Origin of the sequence: Microbacterium oxydans (assembly GCF_000956405.1) — a bacterium.
Lineage (GTDB): Bacteria > Actinomycetota > Actinomycetes > Actinomycetales > Microbacteriaceae > Microbacterium > Microbacterium oxydans_C.
In genome coordinates this window covers 15,025-38,702 of the sequence record NZ_JYIV01000021.1, presented here as the reverse complement: position 1 = coordinate 38,702, position 23,678 = coordinate 15,025, and the positions used below count along the sequence as shown (strand labels likewise).

At 69.3% G+C, this 23,678-nt stretch carries 26 protein-coding genes; 11 read left to right on the top strand and 15 right to left on the bottom strand.

Annotated elements, in window-relative coordinates; translation table 11 throughout:
- Positions 1-40: 40 nt before the first annotated feature.
- Positions 41-913, bottom strand: a complete 873-nt coding sequence (locus RN51_RS05725; RefSeq protein ID WP_045263096.1) for a PHP domain-containing protein — start codon at positions 911-913, stop codon at positions 41-43.
- Positions 914-1,012: 99 nt separating this feature from the next.
- On the opposite strand from RN51_RS05725, the gene RN51_RS05720 reads away from it, so the two are divergent.
- Genes RN51_RS05720 through RN51_RS05710 form a run of 3 tightly spaced genes read left to right on the top strand, consistent with a single transcriptional unit; the run spans position 1,013 to position 4,411 of the window.
- Entirely contained in the window at positions 1,013-2,035 is a 1,023-nt protein-coding gene (locus RN51_RS05720) for an endonuclease/exonuclease/phosphatase family protein (RefSeq protein ID WP_045263095.1), read from the top strand.
- 36 nt (positions 2,036-2,071) lie between these two features.
- Complete coding sequence (locus RN51_RS05715) at positions 2,072-3,493, top strand: aminopeptidase P family protein (protein WP_045263094.1); 1,422 nt, start codon at positions 2,072-2,074, stop codon at positions 3,491-3,493.
- A gap of 9 nt (positions 3,494-3,502) precedes the next feature.
- Positions 3,503-4,411 carry a phosphotransferase gene (locus RN51_RS05710; protein ID WP_045263093.1) on the top strand — a complete coding sequence of 303 codons (909 nt, stop codon included), beginning with the start codon at positions 3,503-3,505 and terminating at the stop codon, positions 4,409-4,411.
- A 6-nt stretch (positions 4,412-4,417) separates the two neighbouring features.
- Here RN51_RS05710 and RN51_RS05705 read toward each other — a convergent pair whose 3' ends face one another.
- Together RN51_RS05705 and RN51_RS05700 are read right to left on the bottom strand one after the other, a co-directional pair.
- Complete coding sequence (locus tag RN51_RS05705) at positions 4,418-5,080, bottom strand: alpha/beta family hydrolase (RefSeq protein WP_045263092.1); 663 nt, start codon at positions 5,078-5,080, stop codon at positions 4,418-4,420.
- Between the two features lie 25 nt (positions 5,081-5,105).
- Positions 5,106-5,813 carry a general stress protein gene (locus RN51_RS05700; RefSeq protein WP_045263091.1) on the bottom strand — a complete coding sequence of 236 codons (708 nt, stop codon included), beginning with the start codon at positions 5,811-5,813 and terminating at the stop codon, positions 5,106-5,108.
- 85 nt (positions 5,814-5,898) lie between these two features.
- On the opposite strand from RN51_RS05700, the gene RN51_RS05695 reads away from it, so the two are divergent.
- The 4 genes from RN51_RS05695 to RN51_RS05680 are packed head-to-tail and all read left to right on the top strand — an operon-like array spanning position 5,899 to position 9,311.
- Positions 5,899-7,167 carry a magnesium transporter MgtE N-terminal domain-containing protein gene (locus tag RN51_RS05695; RefSeq protein ID WP_045263090.1) on the top strand — a complete coding sequence of 423 codons (1,269 nt, stop codon included), beginning with the start codon at positions 5,899-5,901 and terminating at the stop codon, positions 7,165-7,167.
- Positions 7,167-7,679: a DUF1003 domain-containing protein gene (locus tag RN51_RS05690; protein ID WP_045263089.1), complete on the top strand. Its 513-nt coding sequence runs from the start codon at positions 7,167-7,169 to the stop codon at positions 7,677-7,679. The genes RN51_RS05695 and RN51_RS05690 overlap by 1 nt, the downstream gene beginning before the upstream one ends.
- The gene (locus RN51_RS05685) at positions 7,676-8,797 is read left to right on the top strand and encodes an Mrp/NBP35 family ATP-binding protein (RefSeq protein ID WP_045263088.1); all 1,122 of its coding nucleotides are present in this window, start codon (positions 7,676-7,678) and stop codon (positions 8,795-8,797) included. Before RN51_RS05690 ends, RN51_RS05685 begins: the two co-directional genes overlap by 4 nt.
- Before the next feature lie 19 nt (positions 8,798-8,816).
- Positions 8,817-9,311: a YcxB family protein gene (locus tag RN51_RS05680; protein WP_045263087.1), complete on the top strand. Its 495-nt coding sequence runs from the start codon at positions 8,817-8,819 to the stop codon at positions 9,309-9,311.
- Between the two features lie 62 nt (positions 9,312-9,373).
- Here RN51_RS05680 and RN51_RS05675 read toward each other — a convergent pair whose 3' ends face one another.
- Positions 9,374-9,763, bottom strand: a complete 390-nt coding sequence (locus tag RN51_RS05675) for a twin-arginine translocase TatA/TatE family subunit (protein ID WP_045263086.1) — start codon at positions 9,761-9,763, stop codon at positions 9,374-9,376.
- 90 nt (positions 9,764-9,853) lie between these two features.
- Here RN51_RS05675 and RN51_RS05670 point away from each other — a divergent pair, with 90 nt between their 5' ends.
- Complete coding sequence (locus tag RN51_RS05670; RefSeq protein WP_045263085.1) at positions 9,854-10,492, top strand: O-methyltransferase; 639 nt, start codon at positions 9,854-9,856, stop codon at positions 10,490-10,492.
- A gap of 109 nt (positions 10,493-10,601) precedes the next feature.
- Here RN51_RS05670 and RN51_RS18175 read toward each other — a convergent pair whose 3' ends face one another.
- The 3 genes from RN51_RS18175 to dapE form a co-directional block, all read right to left on the bottom strand.
- Positions 10,602-10,775: a DUF3117 domain-containing protein gene (locus RN51_RS18175; protein ID WP_071328210.1), complete on the bottom strand. Its 174-nt coding sequence runs from the start codon at positions 10,773-10,775 to the stop codon at positions 10,602-10,604.
- A 94-nt stretch (positions 10,776-10,869) separates the two neighbouring features.
- The gene (locus RN51_RS05665) at positions 10,870-12,087 is read right to left on the bottom strand and encodes a membrane protein (protein WP_045263084.1); all 1,218 of its coding nucleotides are present in this window, start codon (positions 12,085-12,087) and stop codon (positions 10,870-10,872) included.
- Positions 12,069-13,142, bottom strand: coding sequence for a succinyl-diaminopimelate desuccinylase (gene dapE / locus RN51_RS05660; protein WP_045263083.1), 1,074 nt, complete (start codon positions 13,140-13,142; stop codon positions 12,069-12,071). Before dapE ends, RN51_RS05665 begins: the two co-directional genes overlap by 19 nt.
- Positions 13,143-13,206: 64 nt before the next feature.
- Between dapE and dapD the strand changes: the two genes are divergently transcribed.
- Together dapD and RN51_RS05650 are read left to right on the top strand one after the other, a co-directional pair.
- A complete protein-coding gene (dapD, locus tag RN51_RS05655; RefSeq protein ID WP_045263082.1) occupies positions 13,207-14,154 on the top strand; it encodes a 2,3,4,5-tetrahydropyridine-2,6-dicarboxylate N-succinyltransferase in 948 nt (315 codons plus the stop codon).
- Between the two features lie 288 nt (positions 14,155-14,442).
- The gene (locus tag RN51_RS05650) at positions 14,443-15,819 is read left to right on the top strand and encodes a DEAD/DEAH box helicase (RefSeq protein WP_045263081.1); all 1,377 of its coding nucleotides are present in this window, start codon (positions 14,443-14,445) and stop codon (positions 15,817-15,819) included.
- A gap of 69 nt (positions 15,820-15,888) precedes the next feature.
- Here the strand turns inward: RN51_RS05650 and RN51_RS05645 are convergent, their stop codons facing one another.
- The 6 genes from RN51_RS05645 to RN51_RS05620 all read right to left on the bottom strand — a co-directional run bounded on the left by RN51_RS05645 (position 15,889) and on the right by RN51_RS05620 (position 20,317).
- Entirely contained in the window at positions 15,889-17,178 is a 1,290-nt protein-coding gene (locus RN51_RS05645; RefSeq protein WP_045263168.1) for a citrate synthase, read from the bottom strand.
- Between the two features lie 191 nt (positions 17,179-17,369).
- Complete coding sequence (gene dapC / locus RN51_RS05640) at positions 17,370-18,482, bottom strand: succinyldiaminopimelate transaminase (RefSeq protein WP_045263080.1); 1,113 nt, start codon at positions 18,480-18,482, stop codon at positions 17,370-17,372.
- A gap of 11 nt (positions 18,483-18,493) precedes the next feature.
- Positions 18,494-18,814, bottom strand: coding sequence for a ferredoxin (gene fdxA, locus RN51_RS05635; protein ID WP_045263079.1), 321 nt, complete (start codon positions 18,812-18,814; stop codon positions 18,494-18,496).
- A gap of 9 nt (positions 18,815-18,823) precedes the next feature.
- Positions 18,824-19,234: a hypothetical protein gene (locus RN51_RS05630; RefSeq protein WP_045263078.1), complete on the bottom strand. Its 411-nt coding sequence runs from the start codon at positions 19,232-19,234 to the stop codon at positions 18,824-18,826.
- Between the two features lie 49 nt (positions 19,235-19,283).
- Positions 19,284-19,598 carry an AzlD domain-containing protein gene (locus RN51_RS05625; RefSeq protein WP_045263077.1) on the bottom strand — a complete coding sequence of 105 codons (315 nt, stop codon included), beginning with the start codon at positions 19,596-19,598 and terminating at the stop codon, positions 19,284-19,286.
- Complete coding sequence (locus tag RN51_RS05620; protein WP_045263076.1) at positions 19,595-20,317, bottom strand: AzlC family ABC transporter permease; 723 nt, start codon at positions 20,315-20,317, stop codon at positions 19,595-19,597. Before RN51_RS05620 ends, RN51_RS05625 begins: the two co-directional genes overlap by 4 nt.
- A 104-nt stretch (positions 20,318-20,421) precedes the next feature.
- Here RN51_RS05620 and RN51_RS05615 point away from each other — a divergent pair, with 104 nt between their 5' ends.
- Complete coding sequence (locus RN51_RS05615; protein WP_045263075.1) at positions 20,422-20,970, top strand: helix-turn-helix domain-containing protein; 549 nt, start codon at positions 20,422-20,424, stop codon at positions 20,968-20,970.
- A gap of 3 nt (positions 20,971-20,973) precedes the next feature.
- On the opposite strand, the gene RN51_RS05610 is transcribed toward RN51_RS05615, so the two are convergent.
- On the bottom strand, positions 20,974-22,614 hold the full coding sequence (locus tag RN51_RS05610) for an MFS transporter (RefSeq protein WP_045263074.1): 1,641 nt from the start codon (positions 22,612-22,614) through the stop codon (positions 20,974-20,976).
- Complete coding sequence (gene glsA, locus RN51_RS05605; RefSeq protein WP_045263073.1) at positions 22,611-23,657, bottom strand: glutaminase A; 1,047 nt, start codon at positions 23,655-23,657, stop codon at positions 22,611-22,613. Before glsA ends, RN51_RS05610 begins: the two co-directional genes overlap by 4 nt.
- Between the last annotated feature and the right edge of the window lie 21 nt (positions 23,658-23,678).

The window sequence follows — 23,678 nt, the reverse complement described above, 5'->3', positions numbered from 1 at the left end:
TCGACAGCCCGCAGGGAAGTCGCCGACAGAACGCCGAGGGTCAGGGAAAACGCGGGGCGATGCCGGTGCCTCGTGCTATGAGCCTGGCTACCATCTCGTCTGAGGTGGTGTTCTCGCCCGGAAGGTTCGGCTTGCCCGTTCCGTGATAGTCGCTCGAGCCGGTGACGATGAGGTCGTGCTTCGCGGCGATGTCACGCAGCACCCGCTTGCCCGACTCCGTGTTCTCCCGATGCTCGACCTCGAATCCGCCGAGCCCCGCGGCGATGAGACGCTCGATGAACGGCACCGGCATCATGCGGTCGCGACCCGCCGTCACGGGGTGTGCGATGATCGCCACTCCCCCGGCGTCGGTGATCAGACGCACCGCCGTCAGCGGATCGGGCGCGTAATGCGGCTCGTAGTAGCCCTCGCGAGGGTGCAGGATGCCGTCGAAGGCCTCCGTCCGGTCCCGCACGATGCCGCGCGCGATGAGGGCGTCGGCGATGTGCGGGCGCCCCACCGTGGCGTCCAGCGTCGTCTGCGCCACCACGTCCTCCCACTGCAGGTCGTAGTCCCGCCCGATGTTGCGCACGATGCGCTCGGCCCGGCCGATCCGATCGCCGCGGATGCGATCGGTCTCCGCACGCAGCGCCTCATCCTCCGGGTCGAAGAGGTACCCGAGCACGTGGACGCTCCGCCACTCGTGTTTCGCGGAGAGCTCCATGCCCGGGATGAACGTCATGCCGAGTGCGACCGCGGCGTCTCCGGCCTCGCCCCACCCGGTGGTGCGGTCGTGATCGGTCAGCGCGAGGGTGCGCACGCCATGCGCGTGCGCCTGCGCGACCACCCGGGCCGGCGACTCCGTGCCATCGGAATGGTTGGAGTGCAGGTGCAGGTCGGCGGGACCGGCGAACCCGGAGGACGAAGTGGCCATCCTCCGAGCGTACCGAGCATCGCTGCCGACGGGCCGCAGACGGCCGGCAGCGGATGTCGAGGCAGGGAGTTCACAGCCGGCGCTCCTAGGCTGGAGTGGATGTTTCGTCTCCTGGGGATCCTCTTCACCGTGCTTCTCGCGATCGCGACGGCGATCGTGGTGTGGCCGCAGTTCTTCCGTCTCGAGCAGACCTATCCGTTCGCGCAGCTCGTGTCGGCACGCGGTCTCATGCTCGGCGGATTCCTCGTCGTCGCAGTGCTGGCGCTCCTCCTGCTGTTCGCCCGTCCGCTGCGCGGGTTCGCCGCCTCGGTCCTGATCGTGGCGTTGCTGGGCGCCGGCGCGACCGCGGCCATCGGGGCGGCGCGCGGCTTCGGAGGATCGACACTCCCGGACAAGACGGACGGCAGCGTCCGAGTGCTCACCTGGAACACCGCGGGCGAGGCCGTCTCCGCCGAGGTGATCGCACAGCAGATCCTCGATCAGGGCGCCGACATCGTCGCGCTCCCGGAGACCACCGAGGCCGTGGGCGAACGCATCGCCATCATGCTGCGCGAGCAGGGACATCCGATGTGGGTGCACCACGTGCAGTTCAAACCGGATGTGCAGGACGGGCCGCAATCCTGGCACACCACCGTGCTGGTCGCTCCTGAGCTGGGTGAGTACTCGGTGATCGAATCGGCCAAGGACGGCACGAGCAACACCGGTTCCGTTCCCAGCGTCGTGCTCATGCCGATTGACGGAACCGGCCCCACCATCGTCGCGGTGCACGCGGTGGCGCCGCGCATGGAGGAGATGCAGCAGTGGCGCAGCGACCTGCAGTGGGTGGCCGATCAGTGCCCGCAGGGTGACTTCATCCTGGCCGGCGACTTCAACGCCACTCTCGACCACATGGCTCCGCTCGGAGTGGAAGGCGGCGATATCGGCTATTGCCGTGATGTCGCCTCCCGCACCGGGAATGGACTCACGGGCACGTGGCCGAGTTCGCTTCCCGCCCTCGCCGGTGCTCCCATCGATCACGTGATGGCGTCGCAGAACTGGTCCCCGAGCGGTTCCGTCGTGCTCGACGACGCCGGCGGAAGCGATCACCGCGCCCTTGTCGTGCAGCTCGAACCAGCTGGCTGACTCCCGCCCCTGCCCGGCAGGTGACAGACTGGAGGGATGAGCACAGGAGAGCGCGACACGATCGCAGAGCCCACCGTCGAAGCGTCCGCCGAGAACAGCACGACGAACCGCAAGCAGCCGTTCCCTCAGGGCTTCCTCGACACCATCTCCACCGGCTGGGCCGAGCGCCCCGAGACGCTCCCCGCTCCGCGCGCACAGGCGTCGTACGCGGCAGCGCGTCGCGCGGCCGTCTCCGCCGCGTTCCCCGGCAAGCGCCTGGTGATCCCGGCAGGGTCGCTCAAGCAGCGCAGCAACGACACCGACTACGTCTTCCGGGCGCACTCCGCGTTCGCGCACCTGACGGGGTGGGCGTCCGACGCCGAGCCCGACTCCGTCCTCGTCTTCGCGCCGACCGAGAGCGGCCATGACATCACGCTCTTCTTCCGCGAGCGCGCCGACCGCACCACGACGGAGTTCTACGCCGATGCCACCGTCGGCGAGTTCTGGATCGGTCCGCGCCCGTCCCTCGCGGGCGTCGCCGCCGACCTCGAGATCGCGACCGCACACCTCGACGAGCTCGAGGCGGTCGATGGCGAGCTCGTGCTCGATGAGGACGAGGCGCTCACCCGTTTCGTCTCCGAGCTGCGTCTCATCAAGGACGATTTCGAGATCGCCGAGATGCGCCGCGCGGTCGAGATCACGGCGAACGGCTTCGACGACATCATCCGCGAGCTGCCGGCTGCCACGGCACACGCCCGCGGCGAGCGCGTCGTGGAGGGGGTCTTCCACCGCCGCGCGCGCGAGGACGGGAACGGCGAGGGCTACGACACGATCGCCGCATCCGGACCGCACGCCTGCTACCTCCACTGGACCCGCAACGACGGCACCGTGGTTCCCGGTGATCTGATCCTCGTGGATGCGGGCGTCGAGGCGGACAGCCTGTACACCGCCGACATCACCCGCACCCTGCCGGTCTCCGGCACGTTCACCGAGGTGCAGCGCCGCGTCTACGAGACGGTCCGCGAAGCAGCGGATGCCGCGTTCGCCGCTGCCAAGGTCGGTGTGCGTTTCCGCGACGTGCACGGTGCCGCGATGAAGGTCATCGCCGAGCGCACGGCCGAGTGGGGCCTGCTCCCCGTCAGCGCGGAAGAGGCTCTGGACGCCGAAAAGGGCGGTCAGCACCGTCGCTACATGGTCCACGGCACCTCGCACCACCTCGGAATCGACGTGCACGACTGCGCGCAGGCCCGCCGTGAGATGTACTACGACGGCATCCTCGCCCCTGGCATGGTGTTCACGATCGAGCCGGGGCTGTACTTCCAGATCGACGATCTCACGGTGCCCGCGGAGCTCCGCGGCATCGGCGTACGTATCGAGGACGACATCGTGATGACCGAGGACGGTCCCGTGAACCTCTCGGCGGGCATCCCGCGCACGGCCGACGAGGTCGAGGCCTGGATCGCACGTCTGCAGAGCTGACCCCGGCGGATGCACGAAGGGGAACTCGCGTTCGACACGGCGACAGCGGCACGCCTGATCGCCCGTCGGTTCCCCGAGCTGCGCGGAGAGCCGGTGCGACCTGTGCCCCTCACGGGGACCGTGAACAGGATCATCCGCGTGGGCCGGGAACACGTCGCCCGGTTCCCGCTGCTTGGGGCCGCGGAGACCGAGCTCGAGCGCGAGGCCACCGCGCTGGCCGAGTTCGCCGCAGCCAGCCCCTACCCCGCGCCGAGACCCTATGGGATCGCCGCGCCATCGACGGAGTTCCCCTCGGCCTGGGCCATGCAGACCTGGGTCGAGGGCGAGACGGCGGACCCGGTGAGCGCCGCCGCCGCGCCGACGCTGGCGCACGACCTGGCTTCGCTGATCCGGGCACTGCGCGCCGTCGACCTCCGCGGACGCACGTTCGACGGCAACGGTCGCGGCGGGTGCCTCGGCGATCACGACGAGTGGGTCGCGCACTGCCTCGCCAGGAGCGCGCACCTGTTCGACGCGGCGCGCGCCGAGAGGCTCTGGGCCGCACTGCGCGAGCTCCCATCCACCGGCACGGAGGTGATGAGCCATCGAGACCTCACCCCGTTCAACCTCCTGGTCGCCGAGCGTGCGGGTGAGACGCGACTGGCCGGCGTGCTCGACGGGGGCAGCTTCGGACCCGCCGATCCCGCCCTCGACCTCGTCGTGGCGTGGCATCTCTTCGAGGCACCGACACGGCGCGTCCTCCGCGACGGCGTCGGCGTGGAGGATGTCGAGTGGCAGCGCGGCGCGGCATGGGCGCTCCAGCAGGCGCTCGGACTGGGCTGGTACTACGAGGCCTCGAACCCGACGATGAGCGCGCTGGGCGTCTCGACGGTGAGACGTCTGCTGGCCGACGCCGGTCTCTCCGTGCTCATCGACTGATCGGTCTCAGCCGGCAGCGCGAGCGAGGACGAACTCCGCAACGATCGGGGCGAGTGACGCTCCGATCTGCTCGGCCGGACGCTTCTGCCCCTTCACCTCGAACGTGTGCCCGCCGCCCTCGATCCAGACCACCCGCGCATCCCGACAGCTCGCGACCGCCTCCTCGAACTGCGAGATGGGCTGGACGAACGGATCGTTGGTTCCCTCCACGAAGAGCTGCGGCACCGCGATGCCCGGCAGATGCTCGACACGCGGCTTCTCGGGCCGCCCCGGCGGATGAAGCGGGTAGCCGAGATAGGCGAGACCGTCGACACGCAGACCTTCGGCGACCGCCATCGAGGCCATCCGTCCGCCGTAGGACTTGCCTGTCGCCCAGACGGTCGCGGACGGGTCGGCGGATCGGGCGTGGGCTACCACGGCGGTCCAGGTCGCGATCGCGTGCGCAGCAGGACCGGGCATCCGTCGCCCCTGCTCGACGTAGGGGAAGTTGAACCGCAGGGTCGAGAAGCCGCTCTCGCTCAGCGCCTCGACGTAGCCGGTCAGGAAGGGATGGTCTTTGCCCGTTCCTGCACCATGCGCGACGATCACCGTCGCACCGTTGTCCCCTTGTGCCCAATCGGCGGACACGGTCGTGGGACCGGCCGGCAGGTCGACCTGGATCTCGACCATCAGGCGGTGGGGAGCGACACCGACGTCATGCCCGCTCGCCCTGGAGGCCGTCGGCGTCCGGGCGCGGCTCCGGATCCGGGTTCGGAGCGTGCTCCGGCTCGACCGGCTCGGCCACCGGATCGGCCGGGCGCGGCGGGATGACGGGCTCCCCCGGTGCCGGAGCGGGCTCAGGAGCCGGAGCGGGCTCAGGTGCCGTCGCGCCCGGGGTGATCCGCTCGCCGTAGCGCGGCGGCTCATCGAGGTTGACGGGAGGGCGCACCGGCGCGACCTTGTTGGCGCCGAGCACCTGACGAGCCTTGCCCAGCGAGGAGGGAAGCACCGTGACCTCGTAGTGATCGGCGGCGAACTGCGTGACGCTGGCGAAGTCGCGACGACGACGGACGATCGCGTACGTGATGAGACTCAGGAGCATTCCGACCGCGACACCGATCAGGACGAATCCGAGGAAGAGCTGAATCGGCACCTCGGGGTTACCGAGCACCAGGATCGCGGCGAGGAACAGGCCGATCAGCACGCCGTTGATCGCCCCGGAACGCGCCGCGGCCGCGTAGCCCAGCTTGCCGGTCACGCGCTCCACCGTGCGCACGCTCTGCCCGACGATGGCGATGTCGCGCGCCGGAACCTCCCCGGCGATCAGCTTCGAAACCGTCTTCTGCGCGCTCTCGTAGTCGCGCATCGACGCGACGATCTCGCCGGTGTCTGTGCCGCTCGCGGGCCGGTTCAGCATGCTCATCCGGCTATTCTTCCACGCGCGGCGTCCGACGGTCCGAGGCGCGACCATCCAGCCGGAGACGAGAGCTGCCGACTACTCTGGAGAGGTGAGCACACAACGGGTTTTCGCCGCGCGCCTTGCCGGGTGCGCCGTCTTCGATCCCGTCGGCGACCGGCTCGGCAAGGTCCGGGATGTCGTCGTCGTGTATCGAAGTACCGCGGCGCCCCGCGTCATCGGTCTGGTCGTGGAGATCCCGGGGCGACGACACGTGTTCCTCTCGATCGGACGCGTCACCTCGATCCGCTCCGGCCAGGTGATCACCACGGGCCTGATCAACGTGCGACGGTTCTCGCCCCGCGCCGGCGAGGTCCGTGTGCTGGCGGAGATGCTCGGGAGACGGGTGAGCTTCGTCGACGGCAGCGGAGCCGGCGTGATCGAAGACGTCGCGATCGAGCCCAACCGTCTCGGCGAATGGGCGATCAGCCAGCTGTTCCTCCGCCGGCCGAAGACCAGCGCCTCCCCGTTCGCGAAGGGGCCGACGACCTTCGCCGCCTGGAGCGAGGTCACCGAGCAGCGCGCTCCCGGCGAGTCGCAGTCGGCCGAGCAGCTCGTCGCCTCCTACTCCGAGCTGCATGCGGCCGACCTCGCCAACACCCTCCTCGATCTCCCGCAGCAGCGCATGATCGAGGTCGCGGAGGAACTCTCCGACGACCGTCTCGCGGATGCCCTCGAGGAGATGCCCGAAGACGAGCAGGTGCACATCCTCGATCGTCTGGGCGACGAGCGTGCGGCCGACATCCTCGACCAGATGGAGCCGGACGATGCGGCCGACCTCCTCGCGCAGCTGGAACCGGACCGTCTGGAACAGCTTCTCGAGCTCATGGAGCCGGAGGAGGCCGAAGACGTCAGAATGCTGCTGCGCTACGGCCCTGACACGGCCGGCGGTCTGATGACGCCCGAGCCGATCATCCTGTCCGCGGACGCCACCGTGGCCGAGGCACTCGCCCTGATCCGCCGCCACGAGCTGCATCCGGCCCTGGCGGCCGCGGTCTTCGTCACGCTCCCCCCGTTCGAGACGCCGACGGGACGCCTGCTCGGGCTCGTGCATTTCCAGCGGATGCTGCGCTACCCGCCGCACGAACGCCTCGGCGCGATCCTCGACGACAGCCTCGAACCCGTTCCCGTCACCGCCTCCGCCGCCGAGGTGGCACGTCTCCTGGCGAGCTACGACCTGGTGTCGCTCCCGGTGATCGACGCGGCGCATCGACTCGTCGGAGCGATCAGCATCGACGACGTGCTCGACTACCTGCTGCCCGACGACTGGCGCTCGCACGACAGCGACGACGCCTCAGCGCCGGCGAAGGAGGTGCGCTGATGCCCCGCTCCCCACGCCTCGACGCGCCAGGGCGCACGACCACACGCCCCAGGGCGACCTCGCGCGACCGCTTCGGCCGGTTCACGGAGTGGGTCGCTCGGGCGATGGGGACCCCGGCGTTCCTGCTGATCCTGACCCTGTTCTGCGTGCTGTGGATCGTATGGAACACCCTGATGCCGGACGAGCTGCGCTTCGACGACGCCGCGCTCGGGTTCACGGCTCTGACGCTGATGCTCTCGCTGCAGGCCTCGTATGCCGCACCGCTCATCCTGCTCGCGCAGAACCGTCAGGACGACCGCGACAGGGTGCAGATCGAACAGGATCGCCAGCGCGCTGAGCGCAACCTCGCCGACACCGAGTACCTCGCTCGCGAGATCGTGGCGCTGCGGATGTCGCTCGAGGAACGCAATTCGCAGGTCGTCACGCGTGACGTGCTCCGCCAGGAGCTCAAGGCGCTTCTCGCCGAACTCGAAGAGTCCCCCGAGAAGACCCGATCCGGCTCCGCATCGTGACGGCGGCGGAACGCGTCCGATCCGCCGTCGCCGCCGTGACGGATCCCGAGCTGCGTCGTCCCATCGGCGAACTCGACATGGTCCGCGACATCTCGGTGGAGGGTGACCGCGCACACGTCGGCATCGTCCTGACAATCGTGGGCTGCCCCGCAGCCACCAGGATCGAGACGGATGTGCGCGAGGCTGCAGCGTCCGTTCCCGGCATCGCCGAGGTCGAGGTCGAGGTCGGCGTGATGACGCCGACCGAGCGCAAGGCCCTCACGGAGAAGCTCCGCGCCGGCCGACCGGCGCGGCACATGCCGTTCGGCCCCGACTCCCTCACCCGCGTGATCCTCGTCTCCAGCGGCAAGGGCGGGGTGGGCAAGTCGACGGTCACGGCCAACCTCGCTGTCGCCCTCGCCGCGCAGGGCCTCTCCGTCGGACTCGTCGACGCCGATGTGCACGGCTTCTCGATCCCGGGCCTGCTCGGCATCCCGGCCGGCACGCAGCCGACCCGCATCGACGATCTGATGCTCCCCCCTGTCGCGCACGGTGTGAAGACGATCTCCATCGGGATGTTCCTCCGCGACGGCGAATCCGTCGTCGCCTGGCGCGGCCCGATGTTGCACCGCACCGTGTCGCAGTTCCTCACCGACGTGTTCTTCGGTGACCTCGACGTGCTCCTGATCGACATGCCACCGGGAACCGGCGACATCGCGATCTCGATCGGCCAGCTCCTCCCCCATGCGGAGGTGCTCGTCGTCACGACGCCGCAGACCGCAGCCGCAGACGTCGCCATCCGCAGCGGTCTCGTCGCCCGCCAGACGGGCCAGCGCGTCATCGGCGTCATCGAGAACATGGCGGCGTACACGCTCCCCGACGGCACGGTCGTCGACCTGTTCGGCTCCGGCGGCGGTGCAGCCGTCGCCGACGCACTCTCCGAACCGGAAGCCACGGTCCCGCTGCTGGCCTCGATCCCACTGAGCCCCGCGCTGCGCGAAGGCGGAGACGCCGGACTCCCGATCGTCTCCGAGGACACGGACGATGCCGCGGCCGTGACCATCCGCGGCCTCGCGAGCGCGCTCGCACACCAGGGCAGAGGGCTCTCCGGCCGATCCCTGCCGATGTCGATCCGATAGCGAGTGGGAGGATGAAGGGATGCCCGCACGTTCCCTGACCGTCGACGAGGGTCTGCTGCGACGGATGGCGCGCGACGCCGCGATCTACTCGCTGACCCGCCCTGCGGCCATCGTCATGTGGATCGCCCTCGCCGGGGCGCTCGTCTTCAGCGTCATCAACCTCACCGCGCCCGTGGCCCCCGGGGAAGAGGGGCCGTTCGGGGCCGGCTGGATGCCCGTGCTCATCGTCGCGCTCGCAGGTTTCGCCGTGTTCATGTCGATGTCAGGCGCGCGCACCGCCGTGCGCATCGCGATGCCCGCCGGCACACGCGTGTGGGTGTCCCTCGAAGATGACGTTCTGCAGATGGGTAGCGGTCGACGTCGCTCCGACATCGCATACCGCACGTTCCAGAGGATGCACGTGGGCAAGGATGCGGTGCTGCTGAAGGTGCGCGACACCTCGGCGGCGACCGCGATACCCCGCGAGCTGTTCACGGACGACGACATCGCCGCGCTCCGCTCCAGGATCTCCTAGCACTTCGGGTTCGGACCCCGATGCCCGCACCGGCTCAGGCCGACGGGATCAGGGGGCCCGGCTCAGGTCGCTTCGGGATCGAACGGCGGGCGGTTGGTCGCACTGAACTCCTGCGGGACCGCGCGCACGGGGGCGGCAGCGCTCGCGACGGGCTCCGCGATCGTCGCGGTGGCCTGCATCGGAGTCGCCGGCTGAGGTTCCTCCATGAGGGCGTCGCGGATGATGCGACGCGGGTCGTACTGGCGGGGATCGAGCTTGCGCCAGTCGACATCGTCGATCTCGGGGCCCATCTCCTCGCGGACCCTCGACTTGGTCGCACGAAGGTACTCGCCGGCCTTGCGGACCATCCGGGAGAAGCTCTCCGCTGCGCGCGGGAGACGCTCGGGTCCGATGATCAGAACCGCGATGAGGCCGATCAGCAGCAGCTTCTCGAAGGTGAGCCCGAACGTCATCTCTACAGGCTACCGCCGCGCCTGCGGTCCCCGCACTCGCGGACCGAATACGCTGGAGAAGATCACAGGTCAGGCAGGGAGAGGCAGCCCATGAGCGAGCATGACGCGAACGCGCGTTTTCTGCGCGAGTCCATCGTGGAACCCGATGCCATCGCCCGCGCCCGCGCGCACGCGGTCGAGCTCGGAGCGAGCCCGATTAGCGCGTCCGTCGGTTCCCAGATCGCCGTGCTCGCCGCCGCGACGGGTGCCAGGTCGATCGTCGAGATCGGGACGGGCGCAGGTGTCTCCGGGCTGTGGTTGCTCCGCGGCGCGCCTCAGGCCGTGCTCACCTCGATCGACAACGAGCCCGAGCACCTCGCCGCCGCGCGACAGGCCTTCTCGGACGCGAAGATCGCTTCCACGCGGGCACGTTTCATCACGGGACGCGCCATCGACGTGCTCCCCCGCATGAACGAGAACTCGTACGACATCGTGCTGGTCGATGCCGACCCCGAACACGTCATCGAATACGTGGAGCACGGCCTTCGTCTCGCCCGCACCGGTGGCCTCGTGCTCGTGCCCCGTGTCCTCGCCGGCGGCCGCGTCGCCGACCCGGTGCAGCGCGACGAGATCACGTCCGCCTATCGGTCCCTCGTCCAGGAGACACAGGAGTCCTCGGCCGTCCTCGCGACGCTCTCCCCCGCTGGCGAGGGCCTGCTGCAGCTGATCAGCCTCGCAGAACGCGCCTGATCCCGCATCGACCGAGGCGGATGCCGGCCGACGCCCACCATACGAAGAAGGGCGGTGGCTCCGAGGAACCACCGCCCGTTCGGGTCCGCCGACGCGGACCCTTGGTCGATCAGGCCGGTGCCACGACGGCGCCAAGCACGTCGTGAAGCTCCTTGGCCTCGGCGTCGTTCACGGAGACGACCAGGCGGCCGCCGCCTTCGAGTGGAACGCGCACGATGATGAGTCGTCCTTCTTTCACGGCTTCCATAGGTCCGTCTCCGGTCCTCGGCTTCATCGCTGCCATCGTGGCTCCCTTTCCTCCGGTGGTATGGGATGAGTTTATCGGGTGTCACCGGGACCTGTACGTCATGGAGCAACAATTCGGTCGTGCTTCCTGCTCACGGCACCTGCCAGAACGTGCTCCCGAGTCCATACACGTGATATATCCAGAACCATTGACCGACCAGACACGCGACCAGGACGCCGAGCCGCCAGAGCCGGGATCGCGGCACGGCGACCGCACCCCACAGCGGGCTGAGCGGGAGCAGCAGGCGGAAGGTGCTCGACTGCGGGAAGAACACGGCGAGCAGGTACAGCAGATAACTCGCGCTCCACAGCCGGAGGTCGGCACCGAGCGCCCGCACCTGGGGTGAGAGCAGAAGGGTCGCGGCAGCTCCGGCCACGAGCAGCGCCAGGGCGATGGGTCCCCACCACTGCGGCATGCCCCAGAGGCTGAACCAGAACTGCGAGGCCTGGATCCACCCTTCGAACGGGATGAATCCTTCGACGCCGCCGGTGATCCAGTGCTGGCGCCAGGCCAGCTCGGTGGCGAGGTAGGCGCCGGGGTCCCCGGTCGCGATCCCGGCGATCACCTGCCAGGCGAACCCGCAAGCGGTCGCGAGGGCTCCGAGTCCGAGGATGTGCGCGATCTCCCGCCTCGTGAGCGGATCCTCCCGACGGCGGATCCAGCGCACCAGACCGTGCAATCCCAGATAGAGCGCGAAGGCGAGCACTCCGGGGCGGGTGAAAGCCATCGCCGGGATGAGCATATACAGCCAGGCGTACCTCCGCCGTGCCGTCATGTCGAGGGCGAGGAACAGCAGCAGCAGGAACAGGCTCTCGGCGTATCCCACCTGGAACATCGCCGCGATCGGACCGGCCGCGAAGAAGATCACCGCCCACAGCGCCGCGGAGTTGCCGATGCGATCGCGCAGCAGCCGGTACAGCACGAGGCAGGCCAGGTATCCGGCCGCCAGAGAGAGGAGGAGGGCGCCGGCCCCCCAGGAACCGAACAGCAGACCGATCCCCTTGGCCGCATACGCGAACACCGGCATGAAGGCCCAGGCGTTCTCGGCGACGTCGCCCGCATCCGTGAGCGGCAGCTCGGTCGGGTACCCGTCCTCGGCGACGAGCCAATACCACTGCGCATCCCACCCGAGCACGAAATCGCTCAGCCCGGCTCCGGCTCCGAATCGCGAGGAGGAGGTCGATACCGATGCGGCGAGGATGAGGAACACCGTCGTGACGACCCGCGCTCCGACGTAGATCACCGCGACGCGCAGGGCGACCGGCGTCTTCGCCCAACGGCGCGCTGCGTTCAGTGCGACGTGAGCCATGCGCGCAGGCCCCGCTCCACGGCGTCGATCTGCGCGAGCGGCACGCGCTCCTCATCGTGGTGAGCCAGGTGCGGGTCACCGGGGCCGTAGTTCACGGCGGGAATCCCCAGAGCGGAGAAGCGGGCGACATCCGTCCAGCCGTACTTGGGCCGCGGTTCGGCACCGACGGCGGCGACGAACTGCTTCGCGATCTCCGCGTCGAGTCCGGGGCGCGCCCCCTCGGCGGCATCGGTGATCTCGACGTCGAACCCCGCGAGGACGCCGCGCAGATGGGCCTCGGCCTCTGCCGCGGACTTGCTCGGCGCGAAGCGGTAGTTGACCTCGACCTCGCAGGCATCGGGGATGACGTTCCCTGCGACACCGCCCGCGATGCGCACGGCGCTCAGGCTCTCGCGGTAAAGCAGACCCTCGACCGGCACCTCCCTGGCCCGATACTCGGCCAGCCTGGTGAGGATCGGCGCGGCACGATGGATCGCGTTCTCCCCGATCCATGCCCGCGCGCTGTGCGCTCGGACGCCCGACGTGCGCACGATCGCCCGCATCGTGCCGTTGCACCCGCCCTCGACCTCGCCGTTGGACGGCTCACCGAGGATCGCGAAGTCGGCCTCGAACAGATCGGGGCGAACGGCGGCGAGCAGTCCGAGGCCGTTCTTCGTCGCCTCGACCTCCTCGTTGTCGTACCACATCCACGTGATGTCGATCGCGGGGGCGACCAGCTCGGCAGCGAGCTTCAGCTGCACGGCGGTTCCGGCCTTCATGTCGACGGTCCCGCGCCCCCACAGGTACGGCACTCCGTCGATCTCGATGTCGCGGGTGGGCAGATTGGAGTTGATGGGCACGGTGTCGATGTGGCCGGCGATCGCGACGCGCTGCGCCCGTCCGAGATCCGTGCGTGCGACGACGGTGTTGCCGTGGCGGAAGACCTGCAGGTGCCCCAGCGGCGCGACAGCCGCCTCGATCGCGTCGGCGAGGCTCTTCTCGTCTCCGGAGACGCTGGGGATATCGCAGATCGCACGGGTGAGGTCGACGGAGGACGCGGTCAGATCGAGCACCATGGGTCAAGACTACTTACCCGTCATGCGTGCAGTCACCGTGCTGCGGGCGCGATAGCGTGGAGGGATGAGCGACGCGCGCACGGTATGGGGTATCGGACTGACCACGATCGCCGGAGACGGCACGGTGCTCGATGCCTGGTACCCCGAGGTGCGGACCGGAGCCGCGGAGGCTGATGAGGCGGCCGTCGCCGCGCTCGCGGACCTCACCGGAGCCGACGAGCGACGCAACGTCACGATCGAGGTCGTGCAGCTCGAGATCGATCTCGACGCCGCGCCCGCCTCGACGGCCGACGCCTATCTCCGCCTGCACGCCCTCTCCCACCTCGTGGTGCGCCCCAACGAGCTGAACCTCGACGGCATCTTCGGCCACCTTCCGAACGTCGCCTGGACCAATGCGGGCCCCGTCCTGCCCGCAGACGCCGCCCGTCTGCGGCCCTTCCTCCAGCGCGCGGGCATCCAGATCCAGGGTCTGGACAAGTTCCCGCGCCTCACGGACTACGTGCAGCCCGCGGGTGTCCGTATCGCGGACGCCTCCCGTGTGCGTCTGGGCGCCCACCTCTCCCCCGGCACCACGGTCATGCACGAGGGCTTCGTCAATTTCAACGCCGGAACGCTCGGCGCATCCATGGTCGAGGGCCGCATCTCGCAGGGTGTGGTGGTCGGCGACGGCAGTGACATCGGCGGCGGGTCCTCCATCATGGGCACGCTCTCGGGCGGCGGCACGCACCGGGTATCCATCGGCGCGCGCACGCTGCTGGGCGCCAACGCCGGCATCGGGATCTCCCTCGGAGACGACTGCGTCGTCGAAGCAGGTCTCTATGTCACGGCGGGCACCAAGATCGTCCTGGTCGACGGCCCCGTGACCGCCGACGGCGGACGCAAGACGGTGAAGGGCGGCGAGCTGTCCGGTCAGGACGGGCTGCTGTTCCGACGCAACTCCCTCAGCGGTGCGGTCGAGGCCGTGCGCCGTGCCGGCGTCGGCGTGACGCTGAACGAAGCGCTCCACGCCTGACGATCCCGGGCGACGGGGTTCGGCCGGCATGCGTGGACTCGCCGACCCGCGCGGGAGCCGACATGCATCTGAGCCCCTGCATGCACTGATAGACTGACTCTGTTGCGTGTACCGCCGGTACCCAGCATCGTCGTCGTCACGGGGTCTCCGAGGACCGAAGCGAGCGGAACCGCTCCCACCACCAGCACGAGCTGGCCTTTCGAACGGCGAACCGATGCGCAATTCTGCGCCGTCGCCCACCTCACCCCTATCTCGCGCCGTTCATTCGTGCGCTGACGGAGTTTCTGCATGTCTACCTTCCTTGAACTCGGCGTTCCCGCCGAGCTCGCCGCCGTTCTCGCCGATTCCGGCAAGACCGAGGCGTTCGCCATCCAGCGCGACACGCTTCCCGATTCCCTCGCCGGACGCGACCTGCTCGGTCGCGGACGCACCGGCAGCGGTAAGACCATCGCCTTCGCGCTTCCCCTCGTCGCCCGACTCGCCGCCTCCGGCGGTCAGCGCCGCGCCGGTTTGCCGCGCGGCCTCGTCCTCGCCCCCACCCGTGAGCTGGCGACCCAGATCGCCGCGACGATCACACCGCTCGCCGAGGCAGCCGGCCTTCGCGTCACGACCGTCTTCGGCGGTGTCAGCCAGCGCCCGCAGGAGCAGGCGCTGCGCGGCGGCGTCGACATCGTCGTGGCCTGCCCCGGCCGCCTGGAAGACCTCATGAAGCAGCAGGTTGTCCGACTCAGCGCGATCGAGGTCACCGTGCTCGACGAGGCCGACCACATGGCCGACCTCGGCTTCCTGCCCGGTGTCACCCGCATCCTCTCGGCGACGCCCGCCGACGGTCAGCGTCTGCTGTTCAGCGCCACGCTGGACCGCGGCATCGACACCCTCGCCCGCCGCTTCCTCTCGAACGCGGTCAGCCACGAGGTCGACGAGGCGAGCGTGCCCGTCGGCGAGATGACGCACCGCGTGCTGGTCGTCGACTCCACCGACAACAAGACCGTTCTCGTGCGTGAGCTCGCGTCCGGCACCGGTCGCCGCATCCTCTTCACGCGCACCAAGCACCAGGCGAAGAAGCTGGCGAAGCAGCTCACCGCGGCGGGGATCCCCGCCGTCGACCTGCACGGCAACCTCTCGCAGAACGCCCGCGAGCGCAACCTCGGCGCGTTCTCGACCGCGCCGGAGGACGGCGGCGTGCGAGTGCTCGTGGCGACCGATGTGGCCGCGCGTGGCGTGCACGTCGACAACGTCGACCTCGTCGTCCACGTCGACCCGCCCGTCGAGCACAAGGCGTACCTGCACCGTTCCGGCCGTACCGCTCGCGCCGGCGCTGCCGGAACCGTCGTCACGGTCGTACTCCCGGAGCAGCGCCGCGACGTCAAGGACCTGCTGCGCAAGGCCGCGATCACGGCGCCTCTCGAGGACGTGACCGCCGCCGCCGTCACCGAGCTCGTCCCCGAGCGCGCGCCTCACGTGCGCCCGGCACCGGTGCAGGCACCGCAGCAGCAGCAGCGTCAGTCCGCGAAGCAGCGCCCTGCCGGCGGCGAGAAGAACGGAGCGGCCAACCCGCCGTCCCGTCGCCGTCGTCGCCCCCGCCCCGGTGCCGGCCAGGGTGGCGGCTACTCCACGCAGAGCGGTCAGTCCCGCCAGGGCGGCCGGAGCTCGCAGGGCCGCTGACCCCGACCAATGGCGAATGAGAAAGCGCCCCTTCCGCTACGGCGGGAGGGGCGCTTTCTCGTCACGCGCTCAGCGGGTGGGGAACTGGCGCTCCGGCGACCCGGTGTACAGCTGCTGCGGGCGACCGATCTTCGTCTGGGGGTCGAGCTGCAGCTCGCGCCACTGAGCCAGCCAGCCGGGCAGACGTCCGATCGCGAACAGCACGGTGAACATGCGCGTGGGGAAGCCCATCGCCTTGTAGATGACGCCGGTGTAGAAGTCGACGTTCGGATAGAGGCGACGCTCGCGGAAGTAGTCGTCGGCCAGCGCCAGCTCTTCGAGCTCCTTGGCGAGGTCGAGGAGCGGGTCGGTGACGCCCAGCGACGACAGCACCTCGTCGGCCGCGTCCTTGACGAGCTTGGCGCGCGGGTCGTAGTTCTTGTAGACCCGGTGCCCGAAGCCCATCAGCTTCACGCCCTCTTCCTTGTTCTTCACCCGCTCGACGAAGCGCGAGACGCTCTGCCCGGAGTCGCGGATCTGCCCGAGCATGGTCAGCACGGCCTCGTTCGCACCACCGTGGAGCGGACCCGAGAGCGCCTGGATACCCGCGGAGACGGAGGCGAACTGGTTCGCTCCGGTCGATCCGACCAGACGGACCGTGGACGTCGACGCGTTCTGCTCGTGGTCTTCGTGCAGGATGAGGAGCAGCTCGAGAGCCTTCGACATCACCGGGTTGACCTCGTACTCCTCGCTGTGCACCCCGAAGTTCAGCTTCAGGAAGTTGTCCACGAAGCTCAGGGAGTTGTCGGGGTACAGGAACGCCTGGCCGACGCTCTTCTTGTGCGCATACGCGGCGATCACCGGGAGCTTCGCGAGCATGCGCACCATGTTCAGCTCGACGTGCTCGGGGTTGTGCGGGTCGGTCTGACCCTCGTAATAGGTCGAGAGCGCGGCGACCGCCGAGGACAGCACCGACATCGGGTGCGCCGTGTGCGGAAGCGCCGAGAAGAAGCGCTTGAGGTCTTCGTGCAGGAGGGTGTGCCGACGGATCTTCTCGTCGAACTCCGCCAGCTCCGAGGCAGACGGCAGGTCGCCGTAGATGAGCAGCCACGCGACCTCGAGGTAGCTGGTCGAGCCGGCGAGCTGCTCGATCGGGTATCCGCGGTATCGCAGGATGCCCTTGTCGCCGTCGATGAACGTGATCTCCGACTTCGTCGACGCCGTGTTGACGAAACCGTAGTCCAGGCCGGTGTAGCCCGTCTGCCGCGTCAACGTCGAGAAATCGATGCTGTCGTGCCCCGCCGTGCCGCGCAGCACCGGGAATTCAGCGGTCGTGTCGCCGATCGTCAGCTTCGCCGTCTGGTCTGCCGCTGCACTCACGCGGACCTCCTCGTAGTGTCCGCCCCCGCTCGTCGCGGTGGGTTCGAACAAGATCTTGATCAAGCCTGAACTGGCGATCTCACGGCGCTCAGGCGCCAGGTCGGGTCACGACCGAATCGCCTTTACAGCCTAGTAGTCACACAGGCCTACTGTGACATCCGCCAAAGGGACGCGCCCTCCGAGGAGGGAATCTACATATCGGCCACAGTGAGACGGCGCGCGGCCTCGCGTACGTCCGCTGTCGACGCCGTGAGCGCCAGCCGCACATGCTGTCCGGAGTCACCGCCGTAGAACGGACCCGGACCGGCGAGGATGCCGAGATCAGCCAGCCGCCCCATCGACTCCCAGGCGTCACGCCCTTCGGTCGCCCAGAGGTAGAGCCCGGCCTCCGAACCGTCGATGCGGAAGCCGGCGGCCTCCAACGCGGGACGCAGGGCGTCACGACGGGTCCGGTAGAGAGCCTTCTGTGCGGCGACGTGCTCATCGTCCGCGAGCGCGACGGCCATCGCGTGCTGCACCGGCGCAGGCGGCATCAGACCGAGGTGCTTGCGTGCCGTGAGAAGCTCTCCGACGATGCGAGCGCATCCCGCCACGAACGCCGCACGGTATCCGGCGAGGTTCGACTGCTTGCTCAGCGAGTAGACGCTGAGCAGGTTCGCCCTGCTTCCCCCGGTCACCCGCGGGTCGAGGATCGAGGGGATCGGCTCGGTCGCCCAGACGCCGTCCCAGCCCAGCTCGGCGTAGCACTCGTCGCTCGCGAGCACGGCACCGATCTCACGGGCGCGACGCACGGCGGCGGCGAGCTCATCGACGGTCCAGGTGCGTCCGTCCGGGTTGCCCGGGGTGTTGATCCAGATGAGCTTGGTGCCCTCGGGCCAGTCGGCGGGGTCGTCGGCAGGCAGGGGGGTCGCCCCGGCGACGCGGGCGCCGACCTCGTAGGTCGGGTAGGCCACGCGCGGGTGGACGACGATGTCGCCGGCCCCGAGACCCAGCAGGGTGGGCAGCAGAGCGACGAGCTCCTTGGAGCCGATCGTCGGGAGCACGTTGTCCACTCGGAGGTCGGGCACACCCCTGCGCCGGGCGTACCAGTCGACGATCGCCTCCCGAAGGGTGGGCGTTCCCACCGTCTGCGGATAGGCATGGGCATCCGTGGCCTCGGCCAGAGCGCGGCGGATGATGTCGGGCGTCGGGTCGACGGGAGAGCCGACCGAGAGGTCGATCAGTCCGTCCGGATGCTGCTGCGCGCGCGCACGGAACGGGACGACGGCATCCCACGGATAGTCGGCGAGATCGCGGACGCTCACGGAGCCCGCGCCTACTCGCCCTGAGGCGGCAGTGCCGCGACGATCGGGTGATCGAACGAGTAGACGCCCACCTTGGCGGCACCGCCCGGAGACCCGATCTCGTCGAAGAACTCGACGTTGGCCTTGTAGTAGTCCTGCCATTCGTCGGGCAGGTCGTCTTCGTAGTAGATCGCCTCGACGGGACAGACGGGTTCGCAGGCGCCGCAGTCCACGCACTCGTCGGGGTGGATGTAGAGCGAGCGTTCGCCCTCGTAGATGCAGTCAACGGGGCACTCGTCGATGCAGGCGCGATCCTTGACATCGACGCACGGGAGGGCGATCACATACGTCACCCCCTCAGTCTACGACTCGCGCGGCCCCGGTTCCTGCGCGGCAGGCGCTTCCGTGCGCGTCGGCAGGCGACGGACGGAGGGCCAGGCGATGACGAGCAGCACGATCCCGGCGACGAGATAGGTCCAGATCTGCCCGGCGAAGGACGCCGGAACGACGACGGATCCCCCCGGCCCCTCGCCGGAGATCAGCACCAGCATGCCGATCATCCCGACGCCGGCAGCGACGGCGGCTCCCCTGTCGTGGGTGAGCGCGCGGACGGCGATGAGGATGGCGGCGCAGGCGATCGCCGCGATGATCATGCCGATGGGGATGGGGCCCCACATCACACTGTGGCTGATGGTGCCCGCGATGCCGTAGACACCGCCGACGAGGGCGGCAGCGATCCACGACAACACTCTCGACACCCAGCTCACGCGCACCTGTCGATCTTACCGACGACCCCTCAGCGAGCGGGAGCGGGGCGGCTGCTCATGCAGCGAGGCCGAACAGGCGCAACAGGGCCGCGACCGCCGCCGCCGCCACGACGACCACGAGGAACGACTGCCGCAGCCACAGGAGGCCTCCCGCCACCAGCAATGCGGGCACGCGGGCATCGACCGTGATCGCCTGACCGTCACCGAGGGTCTGCACGGCCACGAGCGCCGCGAGCAGACCCACCGTCAGCAGGTCCGAGATACGGGCGGTCCGCGGCGCCTCCAGAACCCGCGGAGGCACCAGGTAGCCGGCCGCCTTGAGGGCGAGGCAGATCAAGGCGGCCAGGAGGATCGCACTCCACACGGTCACGAGGTCGCCCCCGCTCCGGCGTCTGCCCCGCCGTCGGCCGCAGCCGCAGGGTGGCCCCACCAGTTGAACCAGCCGACCGCGATCGCGACGATCGCGGCGACGAGGACAGGAAGCCCCGGCATCAGGAACGGCGTGCAGGCGGCAGCCACGACAGCCGCTGCGACGCCGACGGCCACGGCCTGGCGCTGGCGGAGCCGAGGCCACAGCAGTGCGAGGAAGGCTGCGGCCGCGGCCGCGTCCAGCCCCCATGCTCTGGGATCGCCCAGCACGTCGCCCACGAGGGCACCGATGAGCGTGGTGATGTTCCACCCGACGAAGATGCCGATCCCGGTCACCCAGAAGCCGACCTGCCGCAGCCGCGGATCGCCCTGCGAGATCGCCACGGCCGTCGACTCGTCGATCGTGAAGTGCGCAGCTGCAGCCTTGCGAGCAGGTCCGCCACCGATGATGGGCGACATCCGCATGCCGTAGGCGACGTTGCGGACGCCGAGGAGCGCAGCCGAGGCGATCGCGGAGGGCAGCGCCGTCATGCCCCCGGCGGTGAAGACGCCGACAAACGCGAACTGGGACCCACCGGTGAACATCAGCAGGCTCAGCACGCAGGTCTGCCAGACGTCGAGCCCCGACGCCACGGCGAGCGCTCCGAACGAGACCCCGTACGCGCTGGTCGCCAGGACGACGCCGAGGGCTTCGCGCCAGACCTCACGCTCCGCGGTCATCACGCCGCCCGGGAGCTGTCGTTCGCTTCAGTGAACACATGGCCATAATTCTGAACACCTTCCGCGGCGTAGTCAAGCGAACGATCGTTTGACATGATGAACACATGGAGGAGCTTCGTACACGCATCGCCCGCACCCTGCGCCGGGAACGTGAGGCGGCGAGCCTGTCGGTATCCGAACTCGCTCGGCGGGCCGGGGTCTCCAAGGCGACGGTGTCCCAGCTCGAGAGCGGCTCAGGCAACCCCAGCGTCGAGACGCTGTGGGCACTCGGCGTCGCCCTGGGGGTTCCCTTCGCCGTGCTCGTCGATCAGCAGGCCAATGCGCCCACGCTGATCCGCGCGGACGATCTGTCCGGGGTGCCGTCGTCGGCCGCCGCATACAGTGCCACCCTGCTGTCGGCGAGTCCGCCAGGCGCACGCCGTGACCTCTATCTGATCCAGGCGGAGCCGGGAGACGCCCGCCGTTCGGACCCCCACCATCCCGGCACCATCGAGCACGTCGTCCTGATCTCCGGACAGGCGCGGATCGGCCCGGCAGACGAACCCGTCCTCCTCGGCCCCGGCGACTACCTGACCTACGCCGGCGATGCCCCCCATGTCTTCGAGGCGACGGCGGCAGGAACCAGCGCCGTGCTCATCTCGGAGCTGCGCTGAGCTTCACTCCCCTCCCGATACCGGCGAGGGATCGGGAATCTCATGCGGCCGGTACTGCGGCAGTCGTGAAGCCGGAAGGATCGCCAGCGCGCTGATACCCGCGAGCAGCAGGAGTCCGAGCTTCAGCGTGCCCAGTCGCGATTCCTCGTTCACCATGACGGCGGCGTCGACCTGCTCCGGGGTCGCATCCGTCCTCTCGAGCGCCGCGCGGAGGTCGTCGTTGCTGATGAAGTTCAAGTTGTCCATGTCGACCTGAGCGACGAGGGACGGCGGCAGCTCCGGATGTTCGACGACCGCGCGCCCCACGCTGAGTCCGAGGAGGGACACCAGCAGCGCGCCCGCCAGAGCGGTACCCACGGCCGAGGCGAGGTTCTGTGTCGTGCCCCGAAGGGATCCCACATCCCCCGCGAGCTCGGCCGGAGCCGCCGTCACGAGGACGTTGAACACCAGCGTCACCAGCGCCCCCTGCCCGATGCCGAAGACGATGAGACCGACGATCGTCGGGATCGTCTCCCAGTTGTTGTTGACGACGAACGACAGCCACACAAGAGCGGCCGTGGTGAGGATGAACCCGACCACGCCGATCGTGCGCGGCGGGAACCTCTTGTACAGCCGCACCACGAGGGTGGCCGTGACGAAGACCGTGAGGTTGAACGGCATCATGGCCATCGAGGTGTCGAACGGCGTCCTGCCCTGCACGATCTGGATGTACAGCGGGATCGTGAAGTTCACGCACGCTTCCAGGGCGACCACGATGAACATCGCGTACACGGCGGCGCGCTCGCGGGAGGATCCGAGGACGCTCAGATCGATCAGTGGCACCCTCCCCTCCGCCATCCGCTTCCTCGTCCACAGGAAGAACGCCTGTCCCAGCACGAGGCCGACGACGATGAACACGGGGGCCGGCGAGAGACCGATCACCGAGAAGGGCGCGTCCGCCGTCGCCGCCACAGCACCCCAGGAGTTCAGGTTGTTGAACCCGAGCGTCAGCAGCACGATCGCGGCGCCGATGAGCAACGAGGCGACGAGATCGATGCGGATCGACGCATCGCCGCGGTCCCCGCGCAGGGTGAAGCTCAGTGCGAACACCACCACGGCGATGCCGAGCACGATGAAGAACATCGGTCGCCAGCCCACCAACGTGCCCAGCGTTCCTCCGATCAGGAACGCGCTGACCCCCGAGATCGCGCGGGCCGAGCCGATGGCGCCGATGGCTGTCGCCTGCTGGGGTCCCCGGTAGTTCTCGGCGATGAGCGCCACGATCGACGGAACGATGATCGCCGCAGCCGCTCCGGCCACGGCCTGCCCTGCGATGGCCCACCACACGGTGGGAGCGAGGATCATCATGATCGACGAGCCCGCGAACAACGCGATCACGATCCGGAAGATCACGACCCAGCCGATCCGCTGCCCGAGCTTCGCACCGGTCATCACGAGGGCCGCGACCGCGAGGCCGTACATCACGATCGTCGTGCTCGCGACGGTCGGCGGAACCCCGAACTCGCTCACCATTCCCCCGAGGGAGATGGGCAGCGCGGCGACGTTGAACGACATCAGCACCTGCGCGAGGAACAGGCTGACCATCGGAAGCCACGAGGACTTGATCGGGATCTGCGGCGTCTGGTTCTGCGGTGTCTGGGTCATGACAGCTCCGTGGGTGCGGACGGCGAGGCGTGCGTGGACGCGTGGTGGGGAACGGGAGACGAGGCGAACAGGTTCAGCCCCAGTGCCCGCGAGAGATATCCGATGGCCATCTGCGAGCGGACCGAGTTGCCGGCCTCGTCGAGTCGGGGCGAGAACCCGGCGGCCGCACCCTTTCCCGGCGCGATCGCGACGATGCCTCCGGCGACGCCGGACTTCGCGGGGAGTCCGATCTCGAACAGCCAGTCGCCCGATCGTTCATAGAGGCCCGTCGAGGCGACGACTGCGAGCGTGTCGCGGCACACGTCCGCCGAGACGACGCGCTCGCCCGTGATGGGGTTCACTCCCCCGTCGGCGAGTGTGGCGCCCATGACCGCGAGATCGTGAGCCGTGACCCTGAGCGCGCACTGGCGTGTGTAGACGTCGACGACCTCGTCCGGGTCGCCCGCGAGTCGACCGTAGCTGCGCAGCAGACGCCCGAGAGCGCGGTTGCGGTCATTGGTCGCCGCCTCCGAGGCATACACGACGCCGTCGAGGCTCAGCGGGCGCCCGGCGAACGCCGAGAGCCCTTCGCGCACGCGCTCCCACTGCTCGACCGACGTCGCCCCGGGCATGAGCGCTGTCGGGGCGATCGCCCCCGCGTTGACCATGGGGTTCATCGGGTGGCCGTCGTTGAGCTCCAGCGCCATCACGGAGTTGAAGGCGAGGCCGGTGTTGTTCACCCCGACGACCTCGCGCACGCGCTCATGCCCGTGCTCCTGGATCGCCAGGGCGTACACGAACATCTTCGAGATCGATTGGATCGAGAACGGATGCAGCGCATCGCCGGCGTCGTGCAGCCCGCCGCCGACCTCGATCACCGCCAGACCGAACAGCTCAGGATCGACGTCGGCGAGCACGGGGATGTAATCCGCGACGCTGCCGCTTCTCTCGTCGGCGTAGCGCGAGTGCGCCTCGCGCACCACCTCTTCGACGCGGTCCCACCCCGGCAGCGCGCCGGTGGACGCGACCTGCGGAACGCCGTGCCATGCTGCGGGGTCGAGCACATCTCCTCCTCGGATCCGTGA

Coding starts and splice junctions, on each gene's coding strand:
- RN51_RS05725 (WP_045263096.1), bottom strand. CDS start 913: ATGGCCACTTCGTCCTCCGGGTTCGCCGGTCCCGCCGACCTGCACCTG.
- RN51_RS05720 (WP_045263095.1), top strand. CDS start 1,013: ATGTTTCGTCTCCTGGGGATCCTCTTCACCGTGCTTCTCGCGATCGCG.
- RN51_RS05715 (WP_045263094.1), top strand. CDS start 2,072: ATGAGCACAGGAGAGCGCGACACGATCGCAGAGCCCACCGTCGAAGCG.
- RN51_RS05710 (WP_045263093.1), top strand. CDS start 3,503: ATGCACGAAGGGGAACTCGCGTTCGACACGGCGACAGCGGCACGCCTG.
- RN51_RS05705 (WP_045263092.1), bottom strand. CDS start 5,080: ATGGTCGAGATCCAGGTCGACCTGCCGGCCGGTCCCACGACCGTGTCC.
- RN51_RS05700 (WP_045263091.1), bottom strand. CDS start 5,813: ATGAGCATGCTGAACCGGCCCGCGAGCGGCACAGACACCGGCGAGATC.
- RN51_RS05690 (WP_045263089.1), top strand. CDS start 7,167: ATGCCCCGCTCCCCACGCCTCGACGCGCCAGGGCGCACGACCACACGC.
- RN51_RS05680 (WP_045263087.1), top strand. CDS start 8,817: ATGCCCGCACGTTCCCTGACCGTCGACGAGGGTCTGCTGCGACGGATG.
- RN51_RS05675 (WP_045263086.1), bottom strand. CDS start 9,763: ATGACGTTCGGGCTCACCTTCGAGAAGCTGCTGCTGATCGGCCTCATC.
- RN51_RS05670 (WP_045263085.1), top strand. CDS start 9,854: ATGAGCGAGCATGACGCGAACGCGCGTTTTCTGCGCGAGTCCATCGTG.
- RN51_RS18175 (WP_071328210.1), bottom strand. CDS start 10,775: ATGGCAGCGATGAAGCCGAGGACCGGAGACGGACCTATGGAAGCCGTG.
- RN51_RS05665 (WP_045263084.1), bottom strand. CDS start 12,087: ATGGCTCACGTCGCACTGAACGCAGCGCGCCGTTGGGCGAAGACGCCG.
- dapE (WP_045263083.1), bottom strand. CDS start 13,142: ATGGTGCTCGATCTGACCGCGTCCTCCGTCGACCTCACCCGTGCGATC.
- dapD (WP_045263082.1), top strand. CDS start 13,207: ATGAGCGACGCGCGCACGGTATGGGGTATCGGACTGACCACGATCGCC.
- RN51_RS05650 (WP_045263081.1), top strand. CDS start 14,443: ATGTCTACCTTCCTTGAACTCGGCGTTCCCGCCGAGCTCGCCGCCGTT.
- RN51_RS05620 (WP_045263076.1), bottom strand. CDS start 20,317: ATGACCGCGGAGCGTGAGGTCTGGCGCGAAGCCCTCGGCGTCGTCCTG.
- RN51_RS05615 (WP_045263075.1), top strand. CDS start 20,422: ATGGAGGAGCTTCGTACACGCATCGCCCGCACCCTGCGCCGGGAACGT.
- RN51_RS05610 (WP_045263074.1), bottom strand. CDS start 22,614: ATGACCCAGACACCGCAGAACCAGACGCCGCAGATCCCGATCAAGTCC.